General features: G+C 59.0%; 28 protein-coding genes and 1 pseudogene. 16 read left to right on the top strand and 13 right to left on the bottom strand.

All coding sequences use genetic code 11. The features are described 5' to 3' along the window. Positions 1-117 precede the first annotated feature (117 nt). Positions 118-633: a methylated-DNA--[protein]-cysteine S-methyltransferase gene (locus ACIQU2_RS00205; protein ID WP_403137543.1), complete on the top strand. Its 516-nt coding sequence runs from the start codon at positions 118-120 to the stop codon at positions 631-633. 182 nt (positions 634-815) lie between these two features. Here the strand turns inward: ACIQU2_RS00205 and ACIQU2_RS00200 are convergent, their stop codons facing one another. Together ACIQU2_RS00200 and ACIQU2_RS00195 are read right to left on the bottom strand one after the other, a co-directional pair. Then, the gene (locus tag ACIQU2_RS00200) at positions 816-1,409 is read right to left on the bottom strand and encodes an NUDIX domain-containing protein (protein ID WP_403137541.1); all 594 of its coding nucleotides are present in this window, start codon (positions 1,407-1,409) and stop codon (positions 816-818) included. Between the two features lie 61 nt (positions 1,410-1,470). After that, positions 1,471-1,908: a hemerythrin domain-containing protein gene (locus tag ACIQU2_RS00195; protein ID WP_403137538.1), complete on the bottom strand. Its 438-nt coding sequence runs from the start codon at positions 1,906-1,908 to the stop codon at positions 1,471-1,473. A 150-nt stretch (positions 1,909-2,058) separates the two neighbouring features. Here ACIQU2_RS00195 and ACIQU2_RS00190 point away from each other — a divergent pair, with 150 nt between their 5' ends. Continuing rightward, entirely contained in the window at positions 2,059-2,490 is a 432-nt protein-coding gene (locus tag ACIQU2_RS00190; RefSeq protein WP_347803444.1) for a GNAT family N-acetyltransferase, read from the top strand. Positions 2,491-2,646: 156 nt separating this feature from the next. On the opposite strand, the gene ACIQU2_RS00185 is transcribed toward ACIQU2_RS00190, so the two are convergent. Continuing rightward, complete coding sequence (locus tag ACIQU2_RS00185) at positions 2,647-2,997, bottom strand: hypothetical protein (RefSeq protein WP_403137535.1); 351 nt, start codon at positions 2,995-2,997, stop codon at positions 2,647-2,649. A 160-nt stretch (positions 2,998-3,157) separates the two neighbouring features. Here ACIQU2_RS00185 and ACIQU2_RS00180 point away from each other — a divergent pair, with 160 nt between their 5' ends. The 9 genes from ACIQU2_RS00180 (at position 3,158) to ACIQU2_RS00140 (ending at position 8,172) form a co-directional block, all read left to right on the top strand. Next, complete coding sequence (locus ACIQU2_RS00180; RefSeq protein ID WP_008154823.1) at positions 3,158-3,406, top strand: hypothetical protein; 249 nt, start codon at positions 3,158-3,160, stop codon at positions 3,404-3,406. Between the two features lie 20 nt (positions 3,407-3,426). Further along, positions 3,427-3,756, top strand: coding sequence for a DUF6388 family protein (locus ACIQU2_RS00175; RefSeq protein WP_403137533.1), 330 nt, complete (start codon positions 3,427-3,429; stop codon positions 3,754-3,756). Positions 3,757-3,791: 35 nt separating this feature from the next. Next, positions 3,792-4,496: a YoaK family protein gene (locus ACIQU2_RS00170; RefSeq protein ID WP_403137532.1), complete on the top strand. Its 705-nt coding sequence runs from the start codon at positions 3,792-3,794 to the stop codon at positions 4,494-4,496. A gap of 198 nt (positions 4,497-4,694) precedes the next feature. Continuing rightward, the gene (gene tusD / locus ACIQU2_RS00165) at positions 4,695-5,087 is read left to right on the top strand and encodes a sulfurtransferase complex subunit TusD (RefSeq protein WP_223430577.1); all 393 of its coding nucleotides are present in this window, start codon (positions 4,695-4,697) and stop codon (positions 5,085-5,087) included. A 1-nt stretch (position 5,088) separates the two neighbouring features. After that, positions 5,089-5,451 (top strand): sulfurtransferase complex subunit TusC, encoded by a 363-nt coding sequence (gene tusC, locus ACIQU2_RS00160; RefSeq protein WP_403137530.1) that lies wholly within the window; start codon positions 5,089-5,091, stop codon positions 5,449-5,451. Then, on the top strand, positions 5,451-5,744 hold the full coding sequence (tusB, locus tag ACIQU2_RS00155) for a sulfurtransferase complex subunit TusB (protein WP_403137528.1): 294 nt from the start codon (positions 5,451-5,453) through the stop codon (positions 5,742-5,744). The genes tusC and tusB overlap by 1 nt, the downstream gene beginning before the upstream one ends. After that, a complete protein-coding gene (locus ACIQU2_RS00150) occupies positions 5,741-6,076 on the top strand; it encodes a TusE/DsrC/DsvC family sulfur relay protein (RefSeq protein ID WP_347803450.1) in 336 nt (111 codons plus the stop codon). Before tusB ends, ACIQU2_RS00150 begins: the two co-directional genes overlap by 4 nt. Further along, on the top strand, positions 6,073-7,074 hold the full coding sequence (locus tag ACIQU2_RS00145; RefSeq protein WP_403137524.1) for a glycosyl transferase family protein: 1,002 nt from the start codon (positions 6,073-6,075) through the stop codon (positions 7,072-7,074). Before ACIQU2_RS00150 ends, ACIQU2_RS00145 begins: the two co-directional genes overlap by 4 nt. A gap of 90 nt (positions 7,075-7,164) precedes the next feature. Further along, on the top strand, positions 7,165-8,172 hold the full coding sequence (locus ACIQU2_RS00140; RefSeq protein ID WP_403137522.1) for a glutathione S-transferase family protein: 1,008 nt from the start codon (positions 7,165-7,167) through the stop codon (positions 8,170-8,172). A gap of 121 nt (positions 8,173-8,293) precedes the next feature. Here ACIQU2_RS00140 and cysG read toward each other — a convergent pair whose 3' ends face one another. The 7 genes from cysG to ACIQU2_RS00105 all read right to left on the bottom strand — a co-directional run bounded on the left by cysG (position 8,294) and on the right by ACIQU2_RS00105 (position 16,214). Then, a complete protein-coding gene (gene cysG, locus ACIQU2_RS00135; protein WP_347803453.1) occupies positions 8,294-9,688 on the bottom strand; it encodes a siroheme synthase CysG in 1,395 nt (464 codons plus the stop codon). Beyond that, entirely contained in the window at positions 9,689-10,969 is a 1,281-nt protein-coding gene (serS, locus tag ACIQU2_RS00130; RefSeq protein WP_347803454.1) for a serine--tRNA ligase, read from the bottom strand. Positions 10,970-10,984: 15 nt separating this feature from the next. Further along, positions 10,985-11,359: a fluoride efflux transporter CrcB gene (gene crcB / locus ACIQU2_RS00125; protein WP_403137518.1), complete on the bottom strand. Its 375-nt coding sequence runs from the start codon at positions 11,357-11,359 to the stop codon at positions 10,985-10,987. After that, positions 11,359-12,681, bottom strand: a complete 1,323-nt coding sequence (locus ACIQU2_RS00120) for a replication-associated recombination protein A (RefSeq protein ID WP_403137516.1) — start codon at positions 12,679-12,681, stop codon at positions 11,359-11,361. Before ACIQU2_RS00120 ends, crcB begins: the two co-directional genes overlap by 1 nt. A gap of 172 nt (positions 12,682-12,853) precedes the next feature. Beyond that, complete coding sequence (gene lolA, locus ACIQU2_RS00115) at positions 12,854-13,477, bottom strand: outer membrane lipoprotein chaperone LolA (RefSeq protein ID WP_008154853.1); 624 nt, start codon at positions 13,475-13,477, stop codon at positions 12,854-12,856. Between the two features lie 65 nt (positions 13,478-13,542). Then, entirely contained in the window at positions 13,543-15,945 is a 2,403-nt protein-coding gene (locus ACIQU2_RS00110) for a DNA translocase FtsK (protein ID WP_403137512.1), read from the bottom strand. Beyond that, positions 15,942-16,214: a hypothetical protein gene (locus tag ACIQU2_RS00105; RefSeq protein WP_347803457.1), complete on the bottom strand. Its 273-nt coding sequence runs from the start codon at positions 16,212-16,214 to the stop codon at positions 15,942-15,944. The genes ACIQU2_RS00110 and ACIQU2_RS00105 overlap by 4 nt, the downstream gene beginning before the upstream one ends. Positions 16,215-16,252: 38 nt before the next feature. Between ACIQU2_RS00105 and trxB the strand changes: the two genes are divergently transcribed. The 4 genes and pseudogenes from trxB to infA all read left to right on the top strand — a co-directional run bounded on the left by trxB (position 16,253) and on the right by infA (position 19,050). Further along, a complete protein-coding gene (gene trxB / locus ACIQU2_RS00100) occupies positions 16,253-17,212 on the top strand; it encodes a thioredoxin-disulfide reductase (RefSeq protein WP_403137509.1) in 960 nt (319 codons plus the stop codon). A 64-nt stretch (positions 17,213-17,276) separates the two neighbouring features. Further along, on the top strand, positions 17,277-17,957 hold the full coding sequence (gene aat / locus ACIQU2_RS00095; protein ID WP_403137506.1) for a leucyl/phenylalanyl-tRNA--protein transferase: 681 nt from the start codon (positions 17,277-17,279) through the stop codon (positions 17,955-17,957). 56 nt (positions 17,958-18,013) lie between these two features. Further along, entirely contained in the window at positions 18,014-18,721 is a 708-nt protein-coding gene (locus ACIQU2_RS00090; protein WP_347805477.1) for an arginyltransferase, read from the top strand. Positions 18,722-18,832: 111 nt separating this feature from the next. Continuing rightward, a pseudogene (gene infA / locus ACIQU2_RS00085) lies at positions 18,833-19,050 on the top strand (translation initiation factor IF-1). A gap of 182 nt (positions 19,051-19,232) precedes the next feature. Here infA and clpA read toward each other — a convergent pair. After that, positions 19,233-21,503, bottom strand: a complete 2,271-nt coding sequence (gene clpA, locus ACIQU2_RS00080; RefSeq protein ID WP_347805478.1) for an ATP-dependent Clp protease ATP-binding subunit ClpA — start codon at positions 21,501-21,503, stop codon at positions 19,233-19,235. Between the two features lie 30 nt (positions 21,504-21,533). Next, positions 21,534-21,896 (bottom strand): ATP-dependent Clp protease adapter ClpS, encoded by a 363-nt coding sequence (gene clpS / locus ACIQU2_RS00075; protein ID WP_046032480.1) that lies wholly within the window; start codon positions 21,894-21,896, stop codon positions 21,534-21,536. Between the two features lie 225 nt (positions 21,897-22,121). Here clpS and ACIQU2_RS00070 point away from each other — a divergent pair, with 225 nt between their 5' ends. Next, the gene (locus tag ACIQU2_RS00070) at positions 22,122-22,403 is read left to right on the top strand and encodes a cold shock domain-containing protein (protein ID WP_403137503.1); all 282 of its coding nucleotides are present in this window, start codon (positions 22,122-22,124) and stop codon (positions 22,401-22,403) included. Positions 22,404-22,464: 61 nt separating this feature from the next. Here the strand turns inward: ACIQU2_RS00070 and icd are convergent, their stop codons facing one another. Then, positions 22,465-23,721: an NADP-dependent isocitrate dehydrogenase gene (gene icd / locus ACIQU2_RS00065; RefSeq protein WP_008146904.1), complete on the bottom strand. Its 1,257-nt coding sequence runs from the start codon at positions 23,719-23,721 to the stop codon at positions 22,465-22,467. Between the last annotated feature and the right edge of the window lie 257 nt (positions 23,722-23,978).

The following is a 23,978-nucleotide window of genomic DNA, read 5'->3' as shown; positions in this document are numbered from 1 at the left end:
ACAAACAGAGGGAAGGCTTCAAGAGCAGAGGCAAGTATGGCTGGGATTGCGTATTGCGCCTCCCCGTCGAGGCAGTATGCTTGCCCTCTGCTCAGCACTTTTACGGAGTCCACCGGCATGAGTTACACCTTCATCACCCTCGTCTCGCCGGTGGGCGAGCTGAAGCTGGTCGCGAACGGCTCACGACTGGCAGCCATCCTCTGGGAAAACGACAAACCCGACCGAGTGCGGCTTGGGCCGATGCGCGAGGCGCCGGATAGTCCGATCCTGATGCGCACCGCTCAGCAGCTGCGGGAATACTTTGCGGGCACGCGCAATCGTTTCGACCTGGAACTGGATTTTGCCGGGACGGAATTTCAGAAGAAGGTCTGGGCAGCGCTGCTGACCATTCCGTTTGGCGAGACCCGCAGCTATAGCGAGATTGCCCGGCAGATCGGCAATCCCAGTGCGGTTCGGGCAGTGGGCGCCGCGAATGGCAAGAATCCGATTTCGATTGTTGCGCCGTGCCATCGGGTGATTGGCGCTTCGGGGAAACTCACCGGGTTTGCCGGTGGACTTGAGGCGAAGGAGCAGTTGCTGACGCTGGAAGGTTGCGAATGGTCAGGGGCCGGCAGGACGGGCGATTTGTTCTGATCAGCCGTAACGCGACCTGTAGCAGCTGCCGAGCCTGCGAGGCTGCGTCCGACTGCGCAGCAGTCGCAAACTCAGGCGCCACGGTTTATCCGGAACAGCGCAGTGAATGGTTTTACGACTGCTTCGTCCGAATGCGGCCCAAACCGGATGCAGCCTCGCAGGCTCGACAGCTGCTACATTGATTAGCCCGCGACGAAAATGTTTTTCATCGCCGCATACTGCAACAGCATGATGGTCTTCGCATCGCAGATTTCCCCGCGATAAAACGCCTCAAGTGCGTCGTCGAATCTCCACTCCAGCACTTCCAGCTCCTCGGTCTCCTCCTCCAGTCCGCCGCCATCACTGACCTTGGAAGCGGCATCGTACTCAGCGATGAAGAAGTGCAGCTTTTCAGTCACCGAGCCGGGGCTCATGTAGGCCTCGAACACCTTGTGCACATGGTGCACGCGATAACCGGTTTCTTCCTCGGCTTCTTCGCGGATGCGCTCCTCAGGCGCCGCACCTTCGAGCAGCCCCGCCGCCACTTCGATCAGCAAGCCATCGTGGCCGTTGACGAACACCGGCAATCGGAATTGCCGGGTCAACACCACGGTTTTCTTGTCACGGTTGAACAGCAGAATCGCCGCGCCGTTGCCACGGTCATAGACCTCGCGGGTCTGGCGTTGCCATTCGCCATTGTTGCGCAGGTAATCGAAGGTGATTTTCTTGAGCAGGTACCAGTCGTGGGACAACACCTGAGACTCGATGAGGTTGACCCGCTCGGCTGTGTTCGACATGACAACGCATCCCTTTTTTCGTCGGAAGGCGCACATGTTAGGCGAAAACGAAAACCTGGCGCTAAGAAAGCTGGGCCTTGTATTCCTTCACATATTGCCCCGCCAGCGTCTCTTTCTGTTTGTCGTCGAGCAACTTGCCGGCCATCTGGAAGAACTTCTGCTCTTCCTCATCCATGTGGTGATTGACCTTCTCGGCGAGCTTCTTCGCGGCCGCCAGCCAAGCCGGACTGGACATCTCGGTTTCGTCCAGCTCCTCCATCATTTCGTCCATCTCGTGGTGTTCGGCAATCGCATGGCGGCTGAGGTCGACGCCGTTATCGAACTCCATCAGCGGGATGTAGAAATGGCGTTCTTCAGCGGTTTCGTGGGCCTGAAGTTCGGACTTGAACCGCTTGTAAGCCTCGGCCCGCTCGGGTGTGTCGCCGCTGGTCTGGATCAGCGCATCGGCGTAGGTGCGTTGGCGGTCGTGGCTTTCGCGCAAGGCTTCGAAAATATTCACGGATTGTCCTCATAGGCCGCGTTCAGGAATGACGCTGTTTAGGCTAGACATCTGCACCCGAACGACGGTTCCACCTGAAGGCTGGAACAACGACCAGGTGCCGCGATAGTCTTGGAAATGTTTTCCACTCAAACCATAAGGAAATAGCTGATGACCCTGCGAATCGAACGGTCGCAAAACCCCACGGATGAAGAGCGCCAGGCAATCCTGCTGCCGTTGCGCGCCTATAACTCCGCAAAGGCCGGTGTCTCGACGCAAGAGCCCATTGCCTTGTTGGTGCGTAATGAAAACGGCGAGATTCTCGGCGGGCTTCACGGTCGAGTGTTTTACCAATGGTTGTACATCGACCTGCTGTCGGTACCGGAGCAGGCCCGGGGACAGGGCATGGGCACGAAGCTGATGCAGATGGCTGAAGACCTGGCACGGGAAAAGAAATGCATCGGAATCTGGCTCGACACCTTCGACTTCCAGGCGCCGGAGTTCTACAGGAAGCTCGGCTACAGCGAGCTAGGCCAAATCGCTGACTACCCGCCTGGCCACAAGCGCTTCTTTTTCCAGAAGCGCCTGCTCAACGACGCATAACTTGTGGGAGCAGCCCCATTGATGTGATCAACCCCGAACAATTGTGGGAGCGAGCTTGCTCGCGATAGCGGCAGGTCAGTCGACATCAATGTTGAATGGAAAACCGCTATCGCGAGCAAGCTCGCTCCCACAGTGGGTATGCGTCAGTCCAAAGGATCAGAGGCAAGTCGCCAACGCCGCCAGTCGGCGCTTGGCGACAAAGTCGTCATGCTGCGCGTAATAATTCAGCACGGTGGCGGAAGCGTCAGTCTTCACGTCCACAAAGGACTCCGCCGAGCGCGTGTAAACGGTGGTGCCGCCCTTCTCGCCAGGCTGCAAATACGCTCCAGCATCGACACCGAACACCGCCTCATCCTGCCAGGAAAACTGCACACACTGGGCGACGACTTTTTCCGGTTTGTCCGAAGTCAGGGTTTTGTTCGGGGTTCCAGTGCGGGCGTCGTTCATCGCCGAGCCCGCGCATCCCGCCAGCAACGTTACGGCCAGCGCCACCATCAGAATTCGCATTGCGTTCGCTCATCAAGAAAAAGCGGACTGTATCACCGCGGCACGGCGTATCGTTCTGCTTTACTTCATTTATACCGCGACACCGAGTGACGATTCGCGCACCCTGTCGCGCCATTAACCCCGCATCGCCCGTTTTCCGGGCTTGTTTTCTGGAAAGGTCATGACACCCAACGCCGAATATTACAAACCGACCGCTGAATATGCCGACAAGCTGATCAGCCAGATCGGTCAGACGCCGTCCTGGATTGCCAAGCGAATTGGCGTCACCGACAAGCGGATTCGTTACATCCTCGACGGCGAAAGAACCGTCAAAGGTGAAACCACGCCGATTCAAATGACGTATCCCGAGCAGTTTGCCCTCGAGTGCCTGGCAGCAGCGGCCAAGGCCAGCAAGAAGCAGTCTTCGTAATCCAGCCTCAAGGAGCGACCATGGCGGCAACCGAACAGCAACACGAGCAAGCGCTGAAGAAGTTTCTCGATGAGCGCCCTGAACTGCGCGTCGAACTCGACAACCTCAACCCGCTGTTGGCTCAGGCCAAGGGCGAGACCGCGGCGCAGTACCGCGACGAACGCTTGCATGAAGCCTTTGAAGCCGAGGCCGAGCGCCTGGGATTGTTTGCCTGGGAGCTGACGCTGCAACTGACCGCCGCGACGCCCGAGGACTATCAGGCACAGCGCCTGGAAGTGCACAAGGAAGTGGCCGAGATGGCCGGCATGGACTGGCTGGAGTATTGCGAGTTATATGGATTGAGTAAGTGACCATTTCGGTCGCTGCCTGAGGACGACCTTCGCTGATGTTGCCATCCCTCTCCACTGACCGCGCGAGCCCAGGCCATCTGCATACCCGCAAATGGCGCGGACGCATCGGCATGTCGCTGGTGGCCAGCCTCTCGGTGCTCGCGGGCATGACCGACGCCATCGGCTTCATGGCCAGCGGTGATTTCGTCTCGTTCATGAGCGGCAATACCACCCGCCTCGCCGTCGCCATCAGCGACGGCGACCTGAGCCTGACCTTGCGCCTGGTGATCCTCGTCGGCACCTTCATCGTCGGCAACGCCTTGGGGATTATCGTCAGCCGCCTCGGCGGTCGTCGGGCGCTGCCCTTGCTGCTGTGCATCGCCACGCTGCTCTGCGGCGCCGCTGCCTGGCCCTACGACGAACAATTGCCAGCGCTACTGGCGGCGATCATCGCCATGGGCATGCTCAATGCCGCCGTGGAAGAAGTGAACGGACTGCCGGTCGGCCTGACCTACGTCACCGGCGCCCTGTCGCGCTTCGGCCGTGGCCTGGGACGCTGGATGCTCGGCGAACGGCGCAACGGTTGGCGCGTGCAACTGATCCCCTGGACCGGAATGTTTGCCGGCGCGGTACTCGGCGCCGTGCTGGAACATCATTTGGGGCTCAGGGCCTTGTTTGTCAGCGGTCTGCTGGCCGGCGCCATCGGGCTGCTGTCGCTGAAAATCCCGCGACGCTGGCAGTTGGGTTACATGCCGCGCTGAATCTTGTGTGGCCTGTGCGGGCCCCATCGCGAGCAAGCTCGCTCCCACAGGGGTTTGTGTGATGCCGAAGATTGTGGCTTCACCGCAAAACGTGTGGGAGCGAGCTTGCTCGCGATGGGGGCCGCACAGACAACATCGATTTAGCCGCCCCGGCGATAAAGCTTTATCATGGCCGCAGTTTTACTGATCGAGTCCGCCATGAAGTTCGCCATCGCGCTGTTTTCCGCCGCCCATGCGCCCTCCTCGCGCCGCGCCCTGCTGTTTGCTCAGGCTGCGTTGGCCGGTGGGCATGAGATTGTCCGGCTGTTTTTCTATCAGGACGGCGTCTACAACGCTTCCGCAAGCGTGGTCACGCCGCAGGATGAGCAGGATTTGCCCAAGCAATGGCGCAACTTCGTCACCGAGCATCAACTGGACGGCGTCGTGTGCATCGCAGCCGCCCTGCGCCGTGGCGTGTTGAACGAAGAAGAAGCCGGGCGCTATCAGCGTGAAGCCGTTGCGGTGGGCGCGCCGTGGGAATTGTCTGGCCTGGGCCAGTTGCATGACGCGGTGCAGGACGCCGACCGCCTGATCTGTTTCGGAGGCGCGTGAGATGCCTAAATCCTTGCTGATTATCAGCCGTCAGGCGCCCTGGTCCGGGCCGAGTGCGCGGGAAACGCTGGACATCGTGCTGGCCGGCGGCGCGTTCGATCTGCCCATCGGCCTGCTGTTTCTCGATGACGGGGTGTTCCAGCTCGCCGCGAAACAGGACGCCAAGGCCCTCCAGCAGAAGGATCTGAGCGCGAATCTGCAAGCCTTGCCGATGTTCGGTGTCGACGAGCTGTTTGTCTGTGGCGACAGCGTTGCGGAACGGGGCCTGGACCCGGCCGGTTTGTCGCTGGACGAAGCTCAGGTGCTGGCCGCCCGTGAAATCACCGCACTTATTGACCGTTACGACCAGGTGATCACCCTCTGATGTCGACTTTGCATGTGTTGTCTCATTCCCCGTTCGGCGACGATCGCCTGACCAGTTGCCTGCGCGTGATCGGCGCTGACGATGCGCTGCTGCTGACTGGCGACGCGGTTTATGCGTTGCAACCAGGCACCGCGCCGTTCAACGCGCTGAACGCCCGCACTCTGAAACTGTTCGTACTGGCCGAAGACGCCCAGGCTCGCGCGCTGGAGATTCCTAACACAGCCAAGGCCATCGATTACCCGGCCTTCGTCGAGCTGTCGATTCACTACGACAAGGTCAACAGTTGGCTATGAAATCCCTGACGGTCGGCGCACGCGCCATCGAGGTGGACAAGGACGGTTTCCTGGTAGAACTGAGCGACTGGTCCTTTGAGGTGGCCAGCGCCCTGGCAGCCGCCGAAGACATCGAGTTGAGCCCCGAACACTGGGAAATCCTCGAACTGCTGCGCAGCTTCTACGCCGAATTCCAGCTGTCGCCGGCCACCCGTCCGCTGATCAAGTACACAGCAACGAAGCTGGGCCCGGAAAAGGGCAACAGCCTGCACCTGAACCGACTGTTCAAAGGCACCCCTGCCAAACTCGCCGCGAAACTGGCGGGCCTGCCCAAACCGACGAATTGCTTATGACCGACTACCCAGCGCTGACCCTCGAAACCCCAGCCGAACACCCGTTCGCGCAGTTCGTGCGCATCCTCGGCAAAGGCAAACGCGGCGCCCGCGACTTGACCCGCGAAGAAGCCCGCGAAGCCATGGGCATGGTGCTCGACCACAAGGTCGAAGACACCCAGCTCGGCGCATTCCTGATGCTGTTGCGGCACAAGGAAGAAAGCGCTGAGGAAATGGCCGGGTTCACCGAAGCGTTGCGCGAGCGCCTGAATCCGCCGGCACTGGCCGTCGATCTGGACTGGCCGACGTATGCCGGCAAGAAACGCCATCTGCCATGGTATCTGCTGGCGGCCAAGTGCCTGGCGCAAAATGGTCTGCGCATCTTTATGCACGGCGGCGGCGCGCACACGGCGGGTCGGCTCTATAGCGAGCAATTGCTGGATGAATTGAAGATTCCGTTGTGCCGCGACTGGCAGCAAGTGGGTGTGGCGCTCGATAACGGCGGTCTGGCCTTCATGCCGCTGGTGGATTGGGCACCGCATCTGCAACGAATGATCGACCTGCGCAATACATTGGGCCTGCGTTCGCCGATCCACTCCCTGGCGCGGATTCTCAATCCGCTGGGCGCTCGCTGTGGCCTGCAAAGCATTTTCCACCCCGGTTACCAGGCTGTGCATCGCGATGCCAGCGGCTTGCTCGGCGATACCGCGATCGTGGTGAAAGGCGACGGCGGCGAAATCGAGATCAACCCGGACGCTGACAGTCACTTGTACGGCACCACTGGCGGCGAAAGCTGGGACGAGGAATGGCCGCAGTTGTCGGCACAACGCCACGTCAAACCGGCCACCCTCGATCCCGAGCATTTGAAAGCCGTGTGGCGTGGCGACGTAGTCGACAGCTATCCGCAAATGGCGCTGATCTCGACCATGGCCCTGGCCTTGCGCGGCCTCGGCCAAACCCGCGCACACGCTTTCGAAACCGCCCAGCAGTATTGGGATGCTCGGGACAAATCGATTTAACCGATCATAAGCGCCCAATCTTTGCGCTTTTTTATCGAACCTATGCGAATAGACTCCTCTCCAACGCTTATTGGTTGAGGAGTCTTGAACATGGGTTTGTTAGTTGAAGGTCGCTGGCATGACCAGTGGTACGAAAGCGGCAAGGACGGCGCGTTCCAGCGTGAACAAGCGCAGCGTCGCAACTGGCTGACCGTCGACGGCAAGCCTGGCCCGACAGGTGTCGGAGGCTTTGCGGCCGAGTCCGGCCGTTATCACCTCTACGTGTCCCTCGCCTGTCCATGGGCTCACCGCACGCTGATCCTGCGCAAACTCAAAGGCCTCGAAAGCCTCATCGACGTCTCGGTGGTCAGTTGGCTGATGCTGGAAAACGGCTGGACCTTCGACCAGAACCTCGGATCGACCGGGGACAAGCTCGATCATTTCCATTTCATGCACCAGCGCTACACCGCCGATACCGCCGACTACACCGGCCGCGTCACGGTGCCGGTGCTCTGGGACAAACAGCAGAATCGCATCGTCAACAATGAATCGGCGGAGATCATCCGCATGTTCAATGGCGCCTTCGATGATTTGACGGGTAATGACCTGGATTTCTACCCGGCGCCGCTGCGGGGCGAGATCGATGCGCTGAACGAACGGATTTATCCGGCGGTGAACAATGGCGTGTATCGCGCCGGGTTTGCCACGTCGCAGAAGGCTTATGACGAGGCGTTCGATGATGTGTTTGCCGAACTGGATCGGCTGGAGTTGCTGTTAGGCGAGAACCGTTACCTGGCCGGGGAATACCTGACGGAAGCGGATATTCGGCTGTTCACCACGTTGGTTCGCTTTGATGCCGTGTATCACGGCCACTTCAAGTGCAACCTGCGGCGGATTGCCGATTATCCGAACCTGTCGAACTGGCTACGAGAGATTTATCAGTGGCCGGGGATTGCCGAGACGGTGGACTTTGAGCACATCAAGAATCATTACTATGGCAGCCACAAGACCATCAATCCGACGGGGATTGTGCCGAAAGGACCGGCGCAGGATTTCACAGCGCCGCATGATCGCGAGCGGTTGAGCGGGAAAGGGGTTTGGCTCAAGAGCCAGGCCTGATCTGAAATACTGGGCGGTTTTGAGGGCCCCATCGCGAGCAAGCTCGCTCCCACAGGGGATTTGTGAACGACACAAATCAAATGTGGGAGCGAGCTTGCTCGCGATGGGCGCGACGCGGTCTCTAGACTTGCGCCTGAGCGCCCTCGAACCACGCCAGTTTCTCGCGCAATTGCACCACTTCCCCAACGATCACCAGCGTCGGCGCATGCACTTCATGCTCCGCCACCAGACTTGGCAAATCTGCCAACGTGCCGGTAAACACCCGCTGATTGACCGTGGTGCCCTGCTGGATCAACGCCGCCGGCGTATCCGCCGCGCGACCATGCTTGATCAACTGCTCGCAGATGATCGGCAAACCCACCAGCCCCATGTAAAACACCAGGGTTTGCGCCGGCGCGACCAGGTCGGCCCACGGCAAATCGGTGGAACCGTCCTTGAGGTGCCCGGTGACAAAACGCACAGACTGCGCGTAGTCACGGTGCGTCAGCGGAATCCCGGCATACGCCGCGCAACCGCTGGCCGCGGTGATACCCGGCACCACCTGGAACGGGATGCCATGGGCCGCCAGTTCTTCGATCTCTTCACCGCCGCGACCGAAGATGAACGGATCACCGCCCTTCAACCGCACGACCCGCTTGCCTTGTTTGGCCAAATCCACCAATTGCTGGTTGATCTGATCTTGTGGCACAGCGTGATCGGCGCGACGCTTGCCGACGTAAATCCGCTCGGCATCGCGACGGCACAAATCCAGAATTGCTGGCGCCACCAAGCGGTCATACAGCACCACATCGGCTTGCTGCATCAGACGCAAGGCACGGAAGGTCAGCAGGTCGGGATCACCCGGGCCGGCGCCCACCAAGTAGACTTCGCCCGTTGCATCCGGCGCTTCACCGGCAATTTTCGCCAGCATCAAGCGCTCGGCTTCGGCGCCCTGCCCGGCCAGTTGCCGGTCGGCAATCGGGCCCTGGAACACATCTTCCCAGAACGCCCGACGCTGCTGCACATCCGGGAACAGGTGTTTGACCTGGCTGCGAAAACGCGCTGCCAGGCCGGCCAGTTGACCGTAGGTGGAAGGAATCCAGGTTTCCAGTTTGGCGCGGATCAACCGCGCCAGCACCGGCGCATCGCCGCCGCTGGAGACCGCTACGATCAAAGGAGAACGGTCGACGATCGCCGGGAAGATCACGCTGCACAAGGCTGGCGCGTCCACCACATTGACCGGCACACAACGCCGATGGGCATCAGCGGAGACTTGTGCGTTCAGCGGTTCGTCATCGGTGGCGGCGATGATCAGCCCGCAACCGTCCAGGTCCGACTCAACGTAGCCTCGCACCAGACACTCGCCACCGCTGCCGGCAACCAGTTCGCGCAGTTGCGGTTCGATGTCAGGTGCGACCACCCGCAGCAGCGCACCGGCTTCGGCCAGCAGGCGGGATTTGCGCAAGGCAATCTCCCCCCCGCCGACGACCAAGACACGACTGCCGCGAAGGTTATGGAACAGCGGCAGATAGTCCATTTAGCCGATGACCTCAAGGCCACCCATGTACGGTTTCAGCACGTCCGGCACACGGATCGAACCGTCGGCTTGCTGGTAGTTTTCCAGCACCGCCACCAGCGTACGACCGACCGCCAGGCCGGAACCGTTCAAGGTGTGAACCAGTTCAGGCTTGCCGGTTTCCGGATTGCGGAAACGCGCTTGCATACGGCGGGCCTGGAAATCACCGCAGTTGGAGCACGACGAAATCTCGCGGTATTTGTCCTGGCTCGGGATCCACACTTCCAGGTCGTAGGTCTTGACCGCGCTGAAGCCCATGTCGCCAGTGCACAGCGCAATGGTGCGATAGGGCAGCTCGAGCAATTGCAGGACTTTTTCAGCGTTGGCCGTCAGGCCTTCCAGCGCTTCCATCGAGGTCGACGGTTCAACGATCTGGACCATTTCAACCTTGTCGAACTGGTGCTGACGGATCATGCCGCGCGTATCGCGACCCGACGCGCCGGCTTCACTGCGGAAGCATGGGGTGTGGGCGACGAACTTGATCGGCAGCAGTTTCGAATCGACAATTTCGCCAGCGACGATGTTGGTCAGCGACACTTCGGCGGTCGGAATCAGGTACAGATCGGCTTCGCCTTCGCGAGTGATCTTGAACAGGTCTTCTTCGAACTTCGGCAGCTGACCCGTGCCTTGCAGCGCCGGCGCTTGAACCAGATAAGGCGTGTAGGCCTCTTCGTAACCGTGTTCGCTGGTGTGCAGGTTGATCATGAACTGCGCCAGGGCGCGGTGCATACGAGCAATCGGACCACGCAACAGGGCGAAACGGGCGCCGGACAGCTTGGCGGCGGTTTCGAAGTCGAGCCAACCGAATTTCTCGCCCAGGGCGACGTGATCCTGAACCGGGAAATCGAACGCGGTCGGGGTGCCCCAGCGGCGCACTTCGACGTTGCCGTCCTCGTCGCCGCCGATGGGTACAGATTCGTGTGGCAGGTTCGGGATGCCGAGCAGAATCGAGTCCAGATCGGTCTGGATCCCGTCCAGCTCGACTTTACCGTCACTCAACTCGTTCGCCATGCGCTCGACGTCAGCCATCAGCGGTGCGATGTCTTCGCCGCGCTGCTTGGCCTGGCCGATGGATTTGGAGCGCGCATTACGGTCAGCCTGCAGCGCTTCGGTGCGGGTCTGGACGGTCTTGCGCTGTTCTTCCAGCGCTTCGATGCGCGCAACATCCAGCGTGTAGCCACGGGATGCCAGGCGGTCCGCTACGTCCTGAAGGTTGCTACGTAACAGTTTGGAATCGAGCATGTCGGTCTCTCGTTATCAAAGTTTGGTCAAGGACAGGCCAGCCCAGGTAGCGAGCAGCCCGCCGAATACGCTGATGGCAGCATAGCCGAAGGCCAGCGGCATTTGCCCGGTTTCCAGCAGGCGCACCGTATCCAGTGAAAAGGATGAAAAAGTCGTCAGCCCCCCGAGGAAGCCGACCATCAACCCGGCGCGCACCTCAATCGGCACTTCCGGGCGGATCAAAAACAGACCGTATAGAACGCCGATCAGCAAACAGCCGACGATATTAACGGCCAGCGTTGCGGTATAGAAGTGCCGTGGCCAATTAGCGTTGATCCAATTACCGGTGGCAAAGCGCAAAAGCGTTCCGGCGATTCCGCCCACAGAAACGGCAACGATCAAAGGAATCACTATTTTCTCCGCTGCCGGGGGCTGAGACGGTCAAGTTGCGCGAGGTGATTGAGTTTCTCGCCGATCTTCAGCTCCAGGCCACGCGGCACCGGCTGATAGAACGGTTGTGGCTCGAGTTCTTCCGGGAAATAGTCTTCGCCAGCAGCGTAAGCGTCCGGCTCATCGTGGGCGTAACGGTATTCGTCGCCATAACCCAGTTGCTTCATCAGCTTGGTCGGCGCGTTGCGCAGGTGCAGCGGCACTTCCAGCGAACCGTGTTCGGTGGCGCTGCGCATGGCGGCTTTGAAACCCATGTACACCGCATTGCTTTTCGGCGCGCAGGCCAGATAGGTAATGGCCTGAGCCACCGCCAATTCGCCTTCCGGGCTGCCGAGGCGCTCCTGCACTTCCCACGCCGCCAGGCACAGGCTCAAGGCGCGAGGGTCGGCGTTGCCGATGTCTTCGCTGGCCATGCGCACCACCCGCCGGGCCAGGTACAACGGATCGCAACCGCCGTCGATCATCCGTGCAAACCAATACAGCGCACCATCGGGGTTGGAGCCGCGCACGGATTTATGCAGCGCAGATATCTGGTCGTAAAACGCTTCACCGCCCTTGTCGAAACGCCGACGGGTATCACCGAGCAGGCTTTGCAGCAGGTCGACGCCGATCTCGCTGCTGTCTTCAGCCAGGTCCGAGGCGTTTTCCAACAAGTTCAACAGACGCCGGCCATCACCATCGGCGGCCGACAGCAGCATCTGGAAACCTTCATCGCTGAGGGTCAGTTGCCGCTTGCCCAAACCACGTTCTTCAGTCAGCGCTCGATGCACCAGTTTGCGCAGTGCCGCTTCATCAAGGCTTTTGAGCACGTAGACTCGGGCTCGGGAGAGCAACGCGTTGTTGAGTTCAAACGAGGGGTTTTCAGTGGTTGCGCCGATGAAAATCAGCGTGCCGTCTTCGACGTATGGCAGGAACGCATCCTGCTGGGACTTGTTGAAGCGGTGCACTTCATCGACGAACAGGATGGTCCGCTTGCCGTACTGCCCGGCCTGCTGCTTGGCGATTTCCACCGCCTGACGGATTTCCTTCACGCCGGCCAGTACCGCCGAAACCGTTTCGAAGTGCGCATCCGAGACTTCCGCCAGCAGCCGCGCCAGGGTGGTCTTGCCCACACCCGGCGGGCCCCAGAAAATCATCGAGTGCAAGGCACCCTGCTCCAGCGCTTCGCGCAAAGGCTTGCCGCGAGCGAGCACGTGTTCCTGACCGACGTACTCGTCCAGATTGGCGGCACGCAGGCGTGCTGCCAAAGGTTGAGCTATCGGGGCACTGCGAAACAGGTCCATCACTACTTATGAAACCTCACTGGGTCCTGATGCCGATCAGTCAAGGGATTGAACACCACCGTTCCTGTGGGAGCGAGCTTGCTCGCGATGGCGGCATTACATTCAACATCAATGTTGACTGACCCGACGCTATCGCGAGCAAGCTCGCTCCCACAGGGCTTTGCGTCTGCTCTTATTCCTGGATCACATCGGCACCCTTCGGGATGTCGAACTTGAACTTGGACGCCGGAATCGGCTCGTTGGCTTTCACGCCGGTGAACAGGATGTTGGTGCGCTGACCGACGCTGTCGATCATCTGCATGTCATTGACCAGGCCGTTACGGAACGACAGGCGAAGACTGTCGAACAGGGTGTCCTTGGTTTTCGGCTTCAAGGTGAAGTCGATCACGCCACCGGCTTCCTTGGCGCTGATGTCGAAGCTCTGGCTGATCTTGGACACGTCACCGGACAGCAGCAACGCCGGGGTCTGGGTCAGGCGCTGATCGAGGTTCTTGATGGTGGCCTGTTCCAGGTCCGGATCCCACAACGTCACCTTCTTGCCGTCGGAGACCATCGTTTGTTCGGCCGGCGCGTTGGTGTGCCAGTAAAACAAGCCAGGACGCTGCAAGGACATTTCACCCGCAGTTTCCTGCAACTGGGTGCCGCTGCCGTCGAGGGTCAGCTGGGAGAAACGCGCGGTCAGGGTCTGGGATTTTTCCAGCAATTGGGTCAGACGCGCCACGTCCTTGTCATCGGCGTGGGCCGAGAGCGTGGTCAAAGCCAAAACCGGCAGCAACAGCATGCGGATAAGACGCATGGGAGTCCTCATAACATTCGTGGGGGTGCGATGGCGCGTCATTACGCCACCGCGTTTCAATCAATTCAGTCGCGCACCGGGCCAGGCGCCAGGACTTCACGCGAACCGTTGGTGTTCATGGACGTCACGACCCCGGCCATCTCCATGGCTTCGATCATGCGCGCGGCGCGGTTGTAGCCGATTTTCAGCTTGCGCTGAACCGCAGAAATGGACGCTCGACGGCTTTCCAGTACGAACTGCACAGCTTCGTCGTAGAGCGCGTCGGATTCACTGTCTTCGTCGCCACCGCTGCCGCCTTCAAAGCCACTACCCGGCTCTTCGACACCGGCGAGAATCTCGTCGTTGTATTCCGGCGCGCCGCGCAGTTTCCAGGCTTCGACCACCCGGTGAACTTCGTCATCGGACACAAAGGCACCGTGGACACGAATCGGCAGACTGGTGCCCGGCGGCATGTAAAGCATGTCACCGTGGCCCAACAGCTGTTCGGCACCGCCCTGGTCGATGATGGTTCGCGAGTCGATCTTGCTCGACACCTGGAACGCCATACGCGTCGGAATGTTGGCCTTGATCAGACCGGTGATCACATCAACCGACGGCCGCTGGGTCGCGAGGATCAAGTGGATACCGGCCGCACGCGCCTTCTGGGCGATACGGGCGATCAGTTCTTCAACCTTCTTGCCGACGATCATCATCATGTCGGCGAATTCGTCCACCACCACGACAATCGTCGGCAGCTTGGTCAGCAGCGGCGCCTCGTCGTGAATGCTTTCGCGCTTGTACAACGGATCGGTCAACGGCGTACCGGCGTCCTGGGCTTCCTTGACCTTGGCATTGAAGCCCGACAGGTTACGCACGCCCATTTTCGCCATCAGTTTGTAGCGACGCTCCATCTCCGCCACGCTCCAGCGCAGGGCGTTGGCGGCGTCCTTCATGTCGGTCACGACCGGGCACAACAGGTGCGGAATGCCTTCGTAGATCGACAGTTCAAGCATTTTCGGGTCGATCATGATCAGCTTGGCGTCTTCCGGGCCGGACTTGAACAGGATCGACAGGATCATCGCGTTCACGCCCACCGATTTACCGGAACCGGTCGTACCGGCTACCAGCAAGTGAGGCATTTTCGCCAGGTCGGTGATAACCGGCTTGCCACCAATGTCGTGACCCAGGGCCAAAGTAACCGGCGACTTGAAGTTGTCGTATTCGGGGGTCGACAGCACTTCGGAGAAGCGCACGATCTGGCGGTCTTCGTTAGGAATCTCGATACCGACGGTGGTCTTGCCCGGAATCACTTCCACCACGCGCACGCTGGTCACGGCCAGGGAACGTGCCAGGTCTTTCGCCAGATTGGAGATGCGGCTGACCTTGACGCCGGCCGCGGGCTGGATTTCGTAACGGGTAATCACCGGGCCCGGGTGAATCGAGTCCACCGAGACTTCGACGCCGAATTCCTTGAGCTTGATTTCCAGCAAGTGGCCAACCGCCGCCAGGGATTCAGGCGAGTAATTGAGTTGTTTCTTTTCTGCCGGGTCGAGAATCGAGATCGGCGGCAAGGTGCCTTCGACGGCGCTGTCGACGAACAACGGCGCCTGCTTCTCTTTTTCCACGCGCTTGCTGGGCGCCGATGGCTTGGGCGGCGCTGGGGCAATCACCGGCGGCACCTGCTTCTCACGGTCCGACATGTGTTTGCTCAAGGCTTGCTCGCGTTCGATCAGGCGTTCCTTGACCTTGGCCTGCTCGCGTTTGTCGGTGACGGTCGGCGCCACCACGTCATTGACGCGGTCGTCGACTTCACGCAATTGGGCGACCAGTTGCTTGCGTTCACTGCGGGCGGCCCACCAGCGGTTGGCCGCGCCCTGGAACAATTCGAACAGGTCGAGGGTGATCTTGCCGGTGAGGTCCATCACTTTGAACCACGACAGGTCGGTGAACACCGTCAGGCCAAACAGGAACAACGCGATGAACAACAGCGTACTGCCCTGGATATTCAGGGCGTTCCTGGCCAGATCACCGAGGCTTTCGCCCAAAGCGCCGCCAGCCCCGGCCGGCAGACCGGTCGCGGCGTGGAAATGGATATGGGCCAGGGCCGCGCCCGACAGCACCAGAAACACCAGGCCGATCAGGCGCCAGGAGAACAGCCAGCCGCTCCACTCCCACTGCTCGTGGCGTTGACGGAAGATTTGATATGCCTTGATCGCCAGCAACAGCGGGAAGATGTAGGCGAAGTAACCCAACACCATGAACAGGATATCGGCGCTGTAAGAGCCGACCGGTCCGCCGAAGTTCTGCACATCGTCGATCTTGCTGTTATGGCTCCAGCCCGGATCGTCCTTGCCGTAGGTCAACAAGGCCATCATCAGGAACAGGCACAAGCCGCCGATGGCGATCAATGCACCTTCCTTGAGCCGGTAGTGCAATTGCTGGCGCCAGAGCGGAACGACTGTTTTGGGTGCTGCGGTGGATTTCTTCAAAACGCTTCTTTTCCTGCGCCCATGGCGCGTCCATCTGTTGAATGACTATAAAAAACTGCCCAATCCAGGCAGGTAAAAAAGTGAACAGGCGTAACTGAGACTACTTTTAACACTACGCTCCGGTTTTTATAAACACGGCGCGCGGCGCTTATTTTATTACAAACACTGTAACAGGCAGGCATTGTACGGGTTTGTTCGTCCGATGCCATGCTTGAAAACCAAGGTGTAGCATAGCCAACAGCACATAACGCGCGGTTCAATTTGAGCATGCATTCTCTTTTGTGACAAAGGCTTATGAGGTGTTTTTATGAGCGAAGCGAAGCATTCCCGCCTGATCATTCTGGGTTCCGGCCCTGCCGGTTACAGCGCAGCCGTTTATGCCGCCCGCGCCAACCTCAATCCCGTTGTCATTACCGGCATACAGGCAGGTGGCCAGCTCACCACCACCGTCGAAGTCGACAACTGGCCCGGTGATGTTGAAGGCCTCACCGGCCCGGTGCTGATGGAACGCATGCAAAAACACGCCGAGCGCTTTCACACAGAGATCGTCTACGACCACATTCACACTGCCAAGTTGCAACAGCGCCCGTTCGAACTCATCGGCGACAGCGGCACTTACACCTGTGACGCGCTGATTATCGCCACCGGCGCCTCGGCGCAATACCTGGGGCTGCCATCGGAAGAGACATTTGCCGGCAGAGGGGTTTCAGCTTGCGCGACGTGCGACGGTTTCTTCTACCGCAATCAGGTGGTCGCAGTCGTTGGCGGCGGCAACACGGCAGTTGAAGAAGCGCTGTACCTGTCAAACATCGCCAAGGAAGTTCACCTGATTCACCGGCGCGACAAGTTGCGCTCGGAGAAGATTCTTCAGGACAAGCTCTTCGAAAAAGCCGCCAAAGGCAATATCCGCCTGCACTGGAACCAGAATCTGGATGAAGTGCTGGGTGATGCCAGCGGCGTGACCGGCGCCCGCCTGCGGGACAGCCACACTGGCGAGATCAGTGAATTGCCGCTGACAGGCGTGTTCATCGCTATCGGCCACAAGCCCAACACCGACCTGTTCGAGGGCCAGCTGAAAATGCGTAACGGCTATCTGCTGGTCAAGGGCGGCAGCGAAGGCGATGCTACCAGCACCGAAATCCCGGGCGTGTTCGCCGCCGGTGACGTGGCCGATCACGTTTACCGCCAGGCCGTGACGTCTGCCGGGGCCGGCTGCATGGCCGCGCTGGACGCCGAGAAGTATCTCGACGACATTCCAGTCGTTTGACGGCACACTTCACGGCGGGCCCACCCGCCCACCACTGCCCTCCCCTTCTGCAAGCCCGGATGCCATGCTGACTTGGTTACAACGCAATACCCTGACCTTCCCGCCCCTGGAAAAAGCCATGCGCGATCCCAACGGGCTGTTGGCCGCGGGCGGGGATCTGTCCGCCGATCGTCTGATTCAGGCCTATCGCCACGGCTGTTTTCCGTGGTTCTCGGAAGGCCAGCCGATTCTCTGGTGGTCGCCGGATCCGCGCACCGTACTGTTTCCCGACGAACTGCATGTCTCCCGCAGCCTGAACAAACTGCTGCGCCAGCAACGCTATCAAGTGACCTTTGATCAGGATTTTGCCGCGGTCATCCGCGCTTGCGCCGCGCCTCGGGATTACGCCGACGGCACCTGGATCACAGAAGCCATGCAGAACGCCTACCTCGAGCTGCACAGGCGTGGCTACGCCCATTCGGTGGAAGTCTGGGACCAGGGCGAACTGGTCGGCGGGCTCTATGGCCTGGCGATGGGTCAGCTGTTTTTCGGCGAGTCCATGTTCAGCCGCGCCGACAACGCCTCGAAATATGGTTTTGCCACACTGGTCCGACATCTGAAAGACTCAGGCTTTGTGCTGATCGACTGCCAGATGCCGACCGACCATCTGCACAGCCTCGGCGCCCGAGCGATTCCTCGCAGCGAGTTTGCCGACTACCTTGCGCAGCATCTGGATCAGCCGGACAGCGCCGCCTGGGTTTGCTGAGCGACTTTTACGCGAGTGGCTTACACTTAATCAAAAGCTTATCCCGAGGGTTGATCATGACCGAGTTGGCGCGTTTGAAGTTCTATGCCACTCAGCCCCACTCTTGCAGTTATCTGCCCGAGGAGCAGGCCACGACCTTGTTCCTCGACCCTAGTCAGCCCATGGATGTGCATGTCTATGCAGACCTGTCTGAAATGGGTTTCCGTCGTAGCGGCGATCATCTTTACCGGCCTCATTGCCAGAATTGCAATGCGTGCGTACCGGCGCGCATCCCTGTGGCGCAATTTTCGCCCAACCGCCAGCAGAAACGCATCTTCAAACGCAACGTCGACCTGCAGGTCCGCCCTGCCAGGCCGCTATTCAGCGAAGAGTATTTCGACCTTTATCAGCGGTATATCGAACAGCGTCACGCCGATGGCGATATGTACCCGCCGAGTCGCGATCAGTTTGCGACGTTCCTGGTACGTGACCTGCCGTTTTCCCGATTCTACGAATTCCGCCTCGAAGGACGACTGGTAGCGGTGGCCGTCACCGACTTGCTGCCGAACGGTCTGTCGGCGGTCTACACCTTCTACGAGCCCGCTGAAGAACGCCGCAGCCTGGGGCGTTATGCGATTCTCTGGCAAATCGCCGAGGCTCAGCGTCTGGGGCTGGAAGCCGTCTATCTGGGCTACTGGATCAAAAACTGCAAAAAGATGAGTTACAAGACTCAATATCGCCCTATCGAACTGCTGATTAATCAGCGCTGGGTCATCCTGAACTAGAGCAAGCCGTAAACCCCTTGGCTTAAACCCCATTTTTCGGGCACAATGCACGCCGCTTTTGCCTGGCGCAGTTGCACCGGGCCATTCATTGGACACCGAGGGCTTTACTGCATGTCGAAAGAAGACAGCTTCGAAATGGAAGGCACTGTCGTCGACACCCTGCCCAACACCATGTTTCGTGTGGAGTTGGAAAATGGGCACGTCGTACCGCGCATATCTCCGGCAAGATGCGCAAGAACTACATTCGTATTCTTACCGGCGACAAAGTGCGCGTCGAGCTGACGCCCTATGACTTGAGCAAAGGGCGCATCACTTACCGCGCTCGCTAATCAAGTCAATACAAAACGCCCGGTTTATGCCGGGCGTTTTTGTTTGTCTGCGATTTGATGGATCAACACCATCCCCTGTGGGAGCGAGCTTGCTCGCTCCCACAGGGGATGTGCCAAGCTTTCAAAATTCAGCAGAAAGCAAAAGGCGCCTTTCGGCGCCTTTTACTTTCTTGCGATAACTGTCAGGCCATTTCAGCCGTGGTCTCGAAGTCGAAGGTCAGCTCGCCGTCCTTGAGATCGATGTGAACCACACCACCATGGTCGGCCAGTTCGCCAAAGAGGATCTCTTCCGCCAGCGGACGCTTGATCTTGTCCTGAATCAAACGCGCCATTGGTCGAGCACCCATTGCCGTGTCGTAGCCACCCGCTGCCAGCCAGCTGCGCGCCGCGTCCGTCACTTCCAGCTGCACACGCTTGTCTTCCAGCTGCGCCTGAAGCTCGGTAAGGAACTTGTCCACCACACTTTTGATGACCTCATGGCTGAGGCGACCAAACTGGATAATGGTGTCCAGACGGTTGCGGAACTCTGGCGTGAAGCTCTTCTTGATCACTTCCATCGCATCGGACGAGTGGTCCTGATGGGTGAAACCGATCGAAGCGCGAGCTGCCGTTTCGGCACCGGCGTTGGTCGTCATGATGACGATCACGTTACGGAAGTCCGCCTTGCGCCCGTTGTTATCGGTCAGCGTACCGTGGTCCATCACCTGCAGCAGCAGGTTGAAGACTTCCGGATGCGCCTTCTCGATCTCATCGAGCAACAGCACGCAGTGAGGCTGCTTGGTGATGGCTTCGGTGAGCAGACCGCCCTGATCGAACCCGACATAGCCTGGAGGTGCACCGATCAGACGCGATACGGTGTGGCGTTCCATGTACTCGGACATGTCGAAGCGAACCAGCTCGATCCCCAACGCCTTGGCCAGCTGACGCGCCGCTTCGGTTTTACCGACACCGGTAGGCCCTGCGAACAGAAACGAACCGACTGGCTTGTCAGGCGACTTGAGGCCGGCACGGGACAGTTTGATCGCGGTCGACAGCGAGTCGATCGCGGCATCCTGGCCAAATACCGTTAGCTTCAGGTCACGCTCAAGGTTACGCAGCAGCTCTCTGTCGGAGCTGTTGACGTGCTTAGGCGGAATCCGCGCGATTTTCGCAACGATGTCCTCGACCTGAGGCACTTCGATGCGTTTCACGCGTTTCTCGATCGGTTGCAGACGCTGGTAGGCACCCGCTTCGTCGATGACGTCAATGGCCTTGTCCGGCATGTGCCGGTCATTGATGTAGCGCGAGGCCAGCTCAGCCGCTGCACGCAGGGCTTCATCACTGTATTCAATGCCGTGGTGCGCTTCGAAACGCCCTTTCAGACCGCGCAGGATGCCAATGGTGTCTTCCACCGAAGGTTCCGACACGTCGACCTTCTGGAAGCGCCGGGCCAAAGCACGGTCCTTCTCGAAGATCCCGCGGAATTCCTGGAACGTGGTCGAGCCTATGCAACGGATATCACCCGACGACAGCAGCGGCTTGAGCAGGTTCGAGGCGTCCATGACCCCACCGGACGCGGCACCCGCACCAATGATGGTGTGGATCTCGTCGATAAACAGGATCGCCTGCGGACGTTTTTTCAGCTCATTGAGCAACGCCTTGAAGCGTTTCTCAAAATCGCCGCGGTATTTGGTCCCGGCCAGCAAGGCCCCCAGATCGAGGGAATACACCACGCTGTTGGCCAGCAAGTCCGGCACCTGGTTGTCGACAATGCGCTTGGCCAGGCCTTCGGCAATCGCGGTTTTACCCACGCCCGCCTCACCCACCAGCAACGGATTGTTTTTGCGACGACGCGCCAGGATCTGCGCGACACGCTCGACTTCCAGCTCACGGCCTACCAATGGATCGATACGACCCTGGCGCGCGAGTTCGTTGAGGTTGCTGGCATAAGCATCCAGAGGATTGCTTGAAGAAGAAGACTCACCGCCCTCGTCGTCCTGCATATCTTGCTCACCTTCAGAGTGATCGCCATGCCCCGGCACTTTGGAAATGCCATGAGCGATGTAATTGACGACATCGATGCGCGCAACGCTCTGCTGTTTCAGCAGGAACACTGCCTGACTCTCTTGCTCACTGAAGATCGCGACCAGTACGTTGGCGCCAGTCACTTCGCGTTTGCCCGAGCTCTGTACGTGAAAGACAGCACGTTGCAGAACACGCTGGAAGCCCAGGGTTGGCTGGGTCTCACGATCCTCGTCATGAACGGGGATCAATGGCGTGGTGGAGTCGATGAACTCCTGCAGATCGTGCTTGAGTTTGTCGAGGTTTGCGCCGCAGGCACGCAAAACGGTGGCGGCAGCCTCATTGTCCAATAGGGCCAGCAGGAGGTGCTCGACGGTCATGAATTCATGACGCTTCGAACGGGCCTCCTTGAAGGCAAGATTGAGGGTGACTTCGAGCTCGCGGTTTAACATAGCTTCACCTCATACCCAAGTGGTCGGCGATTAACCGTCCTTCTCGATTTCACAGAGTAGCGGATGCTGGCTTTCCCTGGCGTACTGGTTGACCTGCATGGCCTTAGTCTCGGCGATGTCGCGGGTAAACACTCCACATACTGCCCGTCCTTCTGTGTGGACGGCCAGCATGACCTTGGTCGCCAGCTCGCGATTCAGGTTAAAAAACACCTCGAGCACTTCGACGACGAAATCCATCGGTGTGTAGTCATCATTAAACAAAACCACCTTGTACATCGGCGGCGCCTGTAAAGCAGGCTTTGCCTCCTGAACAGCAATGCCTGCGGAATCGTCGTCGTGTGAATCAGGGCGATCCTGATTGAATGTTAGTCGAATCTGGCTGATTGCATGCATGGAAAGAAAGGTTCGTCAGTTGTGCGAATACAGTGGTGGGGGCGGCCATCGTCGATTTCAACTCCGACTGCCCGGTCACCTTGACTATCGGGAAAACGGTGTTACAACCAATAGAGCCCACAGTGGGTAAAAAAGGTCCGCGGAGTCAATCTTATTTCCAGGAAATGACTGCGGATGAACTGGATGATACTCCAGTGATGGAGTCTGTTGCAGAGGGATATGGGTATGTCAGTCGGTAAGGTGAAATGGTTCAACAATGCCAAGGGGTTCGGTTTCATTAACACCGATGCCAGAGAAGGCCGTGATGAAGACGGTCATCTAATTGATTTCTTTGCCCACTATTCGGCCATTGAGATGGACGGGTACAAGACTCTCAAAGCCGGGCAAGATGTAAATTTCGAGATCATCCAGGGACCCAAAGGGTTGCATGCAGTGAAGATTACGTCTGCTGCTATCGAGAAGGAACAGACCGCACCTACCACCCAACAGGAAACAGTGTCGAGCTGACGCAACCCGTCATCCAGTCATAAAAAAACCGCCCGAAGGCGGTTTTTTAATGCCTATTCGCTTACATATGCGAAATCAGCGCATCACCGAACGCGGACGAAGACAGCAGTTTCGCGCCTTCCATCAGACGTTCGAAGTCGTAGGTCACGGTCTTGGCCGAAATCGCGCCGTTGGTGCCCTTGATGATCAGATCAGCCGCTTCGGTCCAGCCCATGTGGCGCAGCATCATCTCTGCGGACAGAATCAGGGAACCCGGGTTGACCTGGTCCTTGCCAGCGTACTTCGGCGCAGTACCGTGGGTCGCTTCGAACATCGCAATGGTGTCAGACAGGTTCGCACCCGGTGCGATACCGATACCCCCCACTTCCGCCGCCAGGGCGTCGGAGAGGTAGTCGCCGTTCAGGTTCAGGGTCGCGATCACATCGTATTCGGCCGGGCGCAGCAGGATCTGCTGGAGCATGGCGTCGGCGATGGCATCCTTGACGATGACGTTCTTTCCGGTTTTCGGGTTTTTGAACTGCATCCACGGACCGCCATCGAGCAGGGTCGCGCCGAATTCTTCAGCTGCCACTTCGTAGGCCCACTCCTTGAAGGCACCTTCGGTGAACTTCATGATGTTGCCTTTGTGCACGATGGTCAGCGAGTCGCGGTCGTTGTCGACCACATACTGCAGAGCTTTTCGCGCCAGACGCTTGGTGCCTTGCAGCGAAACCGGCTTGATGCCGATACCGCAGTTTTCGTCGAAACGGATCTTGGTGACGCCCATTTCATCTTTAAGGAACTTGATGACCTTGGTCGCTTCCGGCGAACCGGCTTTCCACTCGATACCGGCGTAGATGTCTTCCGAGTTCTCACGGAAGATCGTCATGTCGACGTCACCTGGCTTCTTGACCGGGCTAGGCACGCCTTCGAACCAACGCACAGGGCGCAGGCAGACATAAAGGTCGAGTTGCTGACGCAGGGCCACGTTCAGGGAACGGATGCCGCCACCGACCGGGGTGGTCAGAGGGCCCTTGATGGAAACCACGTAATCTTTAACTGCGTCCAGGGTTTCCTGGGGTAGCCAGGTGTCCTGATCGTAAACCTGAGTCGCTTTCTCCCCGGCGTAGACTTCCATCCAGGAAATTTTGCGCTCGCCGCCGTAAGCCTTCTTAACAGCAGCATCGACAACCTTGATCATGACCGGGCTGATATCAACGCCAATACCATCACCTTCGATGAAGGGGATGATCGGGTTGTTAGGAACATTGAGAGAATGGTCCGCGTTGACGGTGATTTTGTCGCCGACTGCTGGAACCTGAATCTTCTTGTATCCCATGCTGAACTCCATTGTTTGGATTGAACATCTGGCTTCGTTCGAGCGTACCCCAGTTAAATCGGCACGCAAACCCTATGTTCCAACCATCTGCCGCAAAGCTGCACAGTTCGCGACGTACAAGCCTGAAAGCAAAGGGAAAAGCGCCAAACTCAAGCACGGTGCAAGACTCTACGCCCCACTCGCCCCTGCGACCTTTAGACCAATGGACGATAATCGTTACCTATGAACCATCGGCAGATTGCCAGCTACCTATGTAT

Origin of the sequence: Pseudomonas sp. NPDC098740, assembly GCF_044760065.1 — a bacterium.
In the GTDB taxonomy this organism is placed as follows: domain Bacteria; phylum Pseudomonadota; class Gammaproteobacteria; order Pseudomonadales; family Pseudomonadaceae; genus Aquipseudomonas; species Aquipseudomonas rossensis.
The sequence above is the reverse complement of the archived record's forward strand: the minus strand, read 5'-3'. Positions and strand labels throughout refer to the sequence as shown.

Excerpts from the sequence above, each read along its gene's own strand:
- tusB (WP_403137528.1), top strand. The coding sequence starts at position 5,451 with ATGTCGACTTTGCATGTGTTGTCTCATTCCCCGTTCGGCGACGATCGC.
- ACIQU2_RS00190 (WP_347803444.1), top strand. The coding sequence starts at position 2,059 with ATGACCCTGCGAATCGAACGGTCGCAAAACCCCACGGATGAAGAGCGC.
- serS (WP_347803454.1), bottom strand. The coding sequence starts at position 10,969 with ATGCTCGATTCCAAACTGTTACGTAGCAACCTTCAGGACGTAGCGGAC.
- ACIQU2_RS00090 (WP_347805477.1), top strand. The coding sequence starts at position 18,014 with ATGACCGAGTTGGCGCGTTTGAAGTTCTATGCCACTCAGCCCCACTCT.
- aat (WP_403137506.1), top strand. The coding sequence starts at position 17,277 with ATGCTGACTTGGTTACAACGCAATACCCTGACCTTCCCGCCCCTGGAA.
- lolA (WP_008154853.1), bottom strand. The coding sequence starts at position 13,477 with ATGCGTCTTATCCGCATGCTGTTGCTGCCGGTTTTGGCTTTGACCACG.
- ACIQU2_RS00150 (WP_347803450.1), top strand. The coding sequence starts at position 5,741 with ATGAAATCCCTGACGGTCGGCGCACGCGCCATCGAGGTGGACAAGGAC.
- ACIQU2_RS00105 (WP_347803457.1), bottom strand. The coding sequence starts at position 16,214 with ATGCTCAAATTGAACCGCGCGTTATGTGCTGTTGGCTATGCTACACCT.
- ACIQU2_RS00175 (WP_403137533.1), top strand. The coding sequence starts at position 3,427 with ATGGCGGCAACCGAACAGCAACACGAGCAAGCGCTGAAGAAGTTTCTC.
- ACIQU2_RS00145 (WP_403137524.1), top strand. The coding sequence starts at position 6,073 with ATGACCGACTACCCAGCGCTGACCCTCGAAACCCCAGCCGAACACCCG.
- tusC (WP_403137530.1), top strand. The coding sequence starts at position 5,089 with ATGCCTAAATCCTTGCTGATTATCAGCCGTCAGGCGCCCTGGTCCGGG.
- icd (WP_008146904.1), bottom strand. The coding sequence starts at position 23,721 with ATGGGATACAAGAAGATTCAGGTTCCAGCAGTCGGCGACAAAATCACC.
- clpA (WP_347805478.1), bottom strand. The coding sequence starts at position 21,503 with ATGTTAAACCGCGAGCTCGAAGTCACCCTCAATCTTGCCTTCAAGGAG.
- ACIQU2_RS00170 (WP_403137532.1), top strand. The coding sequence starts at position 3,792 with ATGTTGCCATCCCTCTCCACTGACCGCGCGAGCCCAGGCCATCTGCAT.
- ACIQU2_RS00205 (WP_403137543.1), top strand. The coding sequence starts at position 118 with ATGAGTTACACCTTCATCACCCTCGTCTCGCCGGTGGGCGAGCTGAAG.
- ACIQU2_RS00185 (WP_403137535.1), bottom strand. The coding sequence starts at position 2,997 with ATGCGAATTCTGATGGTGGCGCTGGCCGTAACGTTGCTGGCGGGATGC.
- tusD (WP_223430577.1), top strand. The coding sequence starts at position 4,695 with ATGAAGTTCGCCATCGCGCTGTTTTCCGCCGCCCATGCGCCCTCCTCG.
- ACIQU2_RS00180 (WP_008154823.1), top strand. The coding sequence starts at position 3,158 with ATGACACCCAACGCCGAATATTACAAACCGACCGCTGAATATGCCGAC.
- ACIQU2_RS00140 (WP_403137522.1), top strand. The coding sequence starts at position 7,165 with ATGGGTTTGTTAGTTGAAGGTCGCTGGCATGACCAGTGGTACGAAAGC.
- cysG (WP_347803453.1), bottom strand. The coding sequence starts at position 9,688 with ATGGACTATCTGCCGCTGTTCCATAACCTTCGCGGCAGTCGTGTCTTG.
- ACIQU2_RS00200 (WP_403137541.1), bottom strand. The coding sequence starts at position 1,409 with ATGTCGAACACAGCCGAGCGGGTCAACCTCATCGAGTCTCAGGTGTTG.
- ACIQU2_RS00070 (WP_403137503.1), top strand. The coding sequence starts at position 22,122 with ATGTCAGTCGGTAAGGTGAAATGGTTCAACAATGCCAAGGGGTTCGGT.
- clpS (WP_046032480.1), bottom strand. The coding sequence starts at position 21,896 with ATGCATGCAATCAGCCAGATTCGACTAACATTCAATCAGGATCGCCCT.
- ACIQU2_RS00120 (WP_403137516.1), bottom strand. The coding sequence starts at position 12,681 with ATGGACCTGTTTCGCAGTGCCCCGATAGCTCAACCTTTGGCAGCACGC.
- trxB (WP_403137509.1), top strand. The coding sequence starts at position 16,253 with ATGAGCGAAGCGAAGCATTCCCGCCTGATCATTCTGGGTTCCGGCCCT.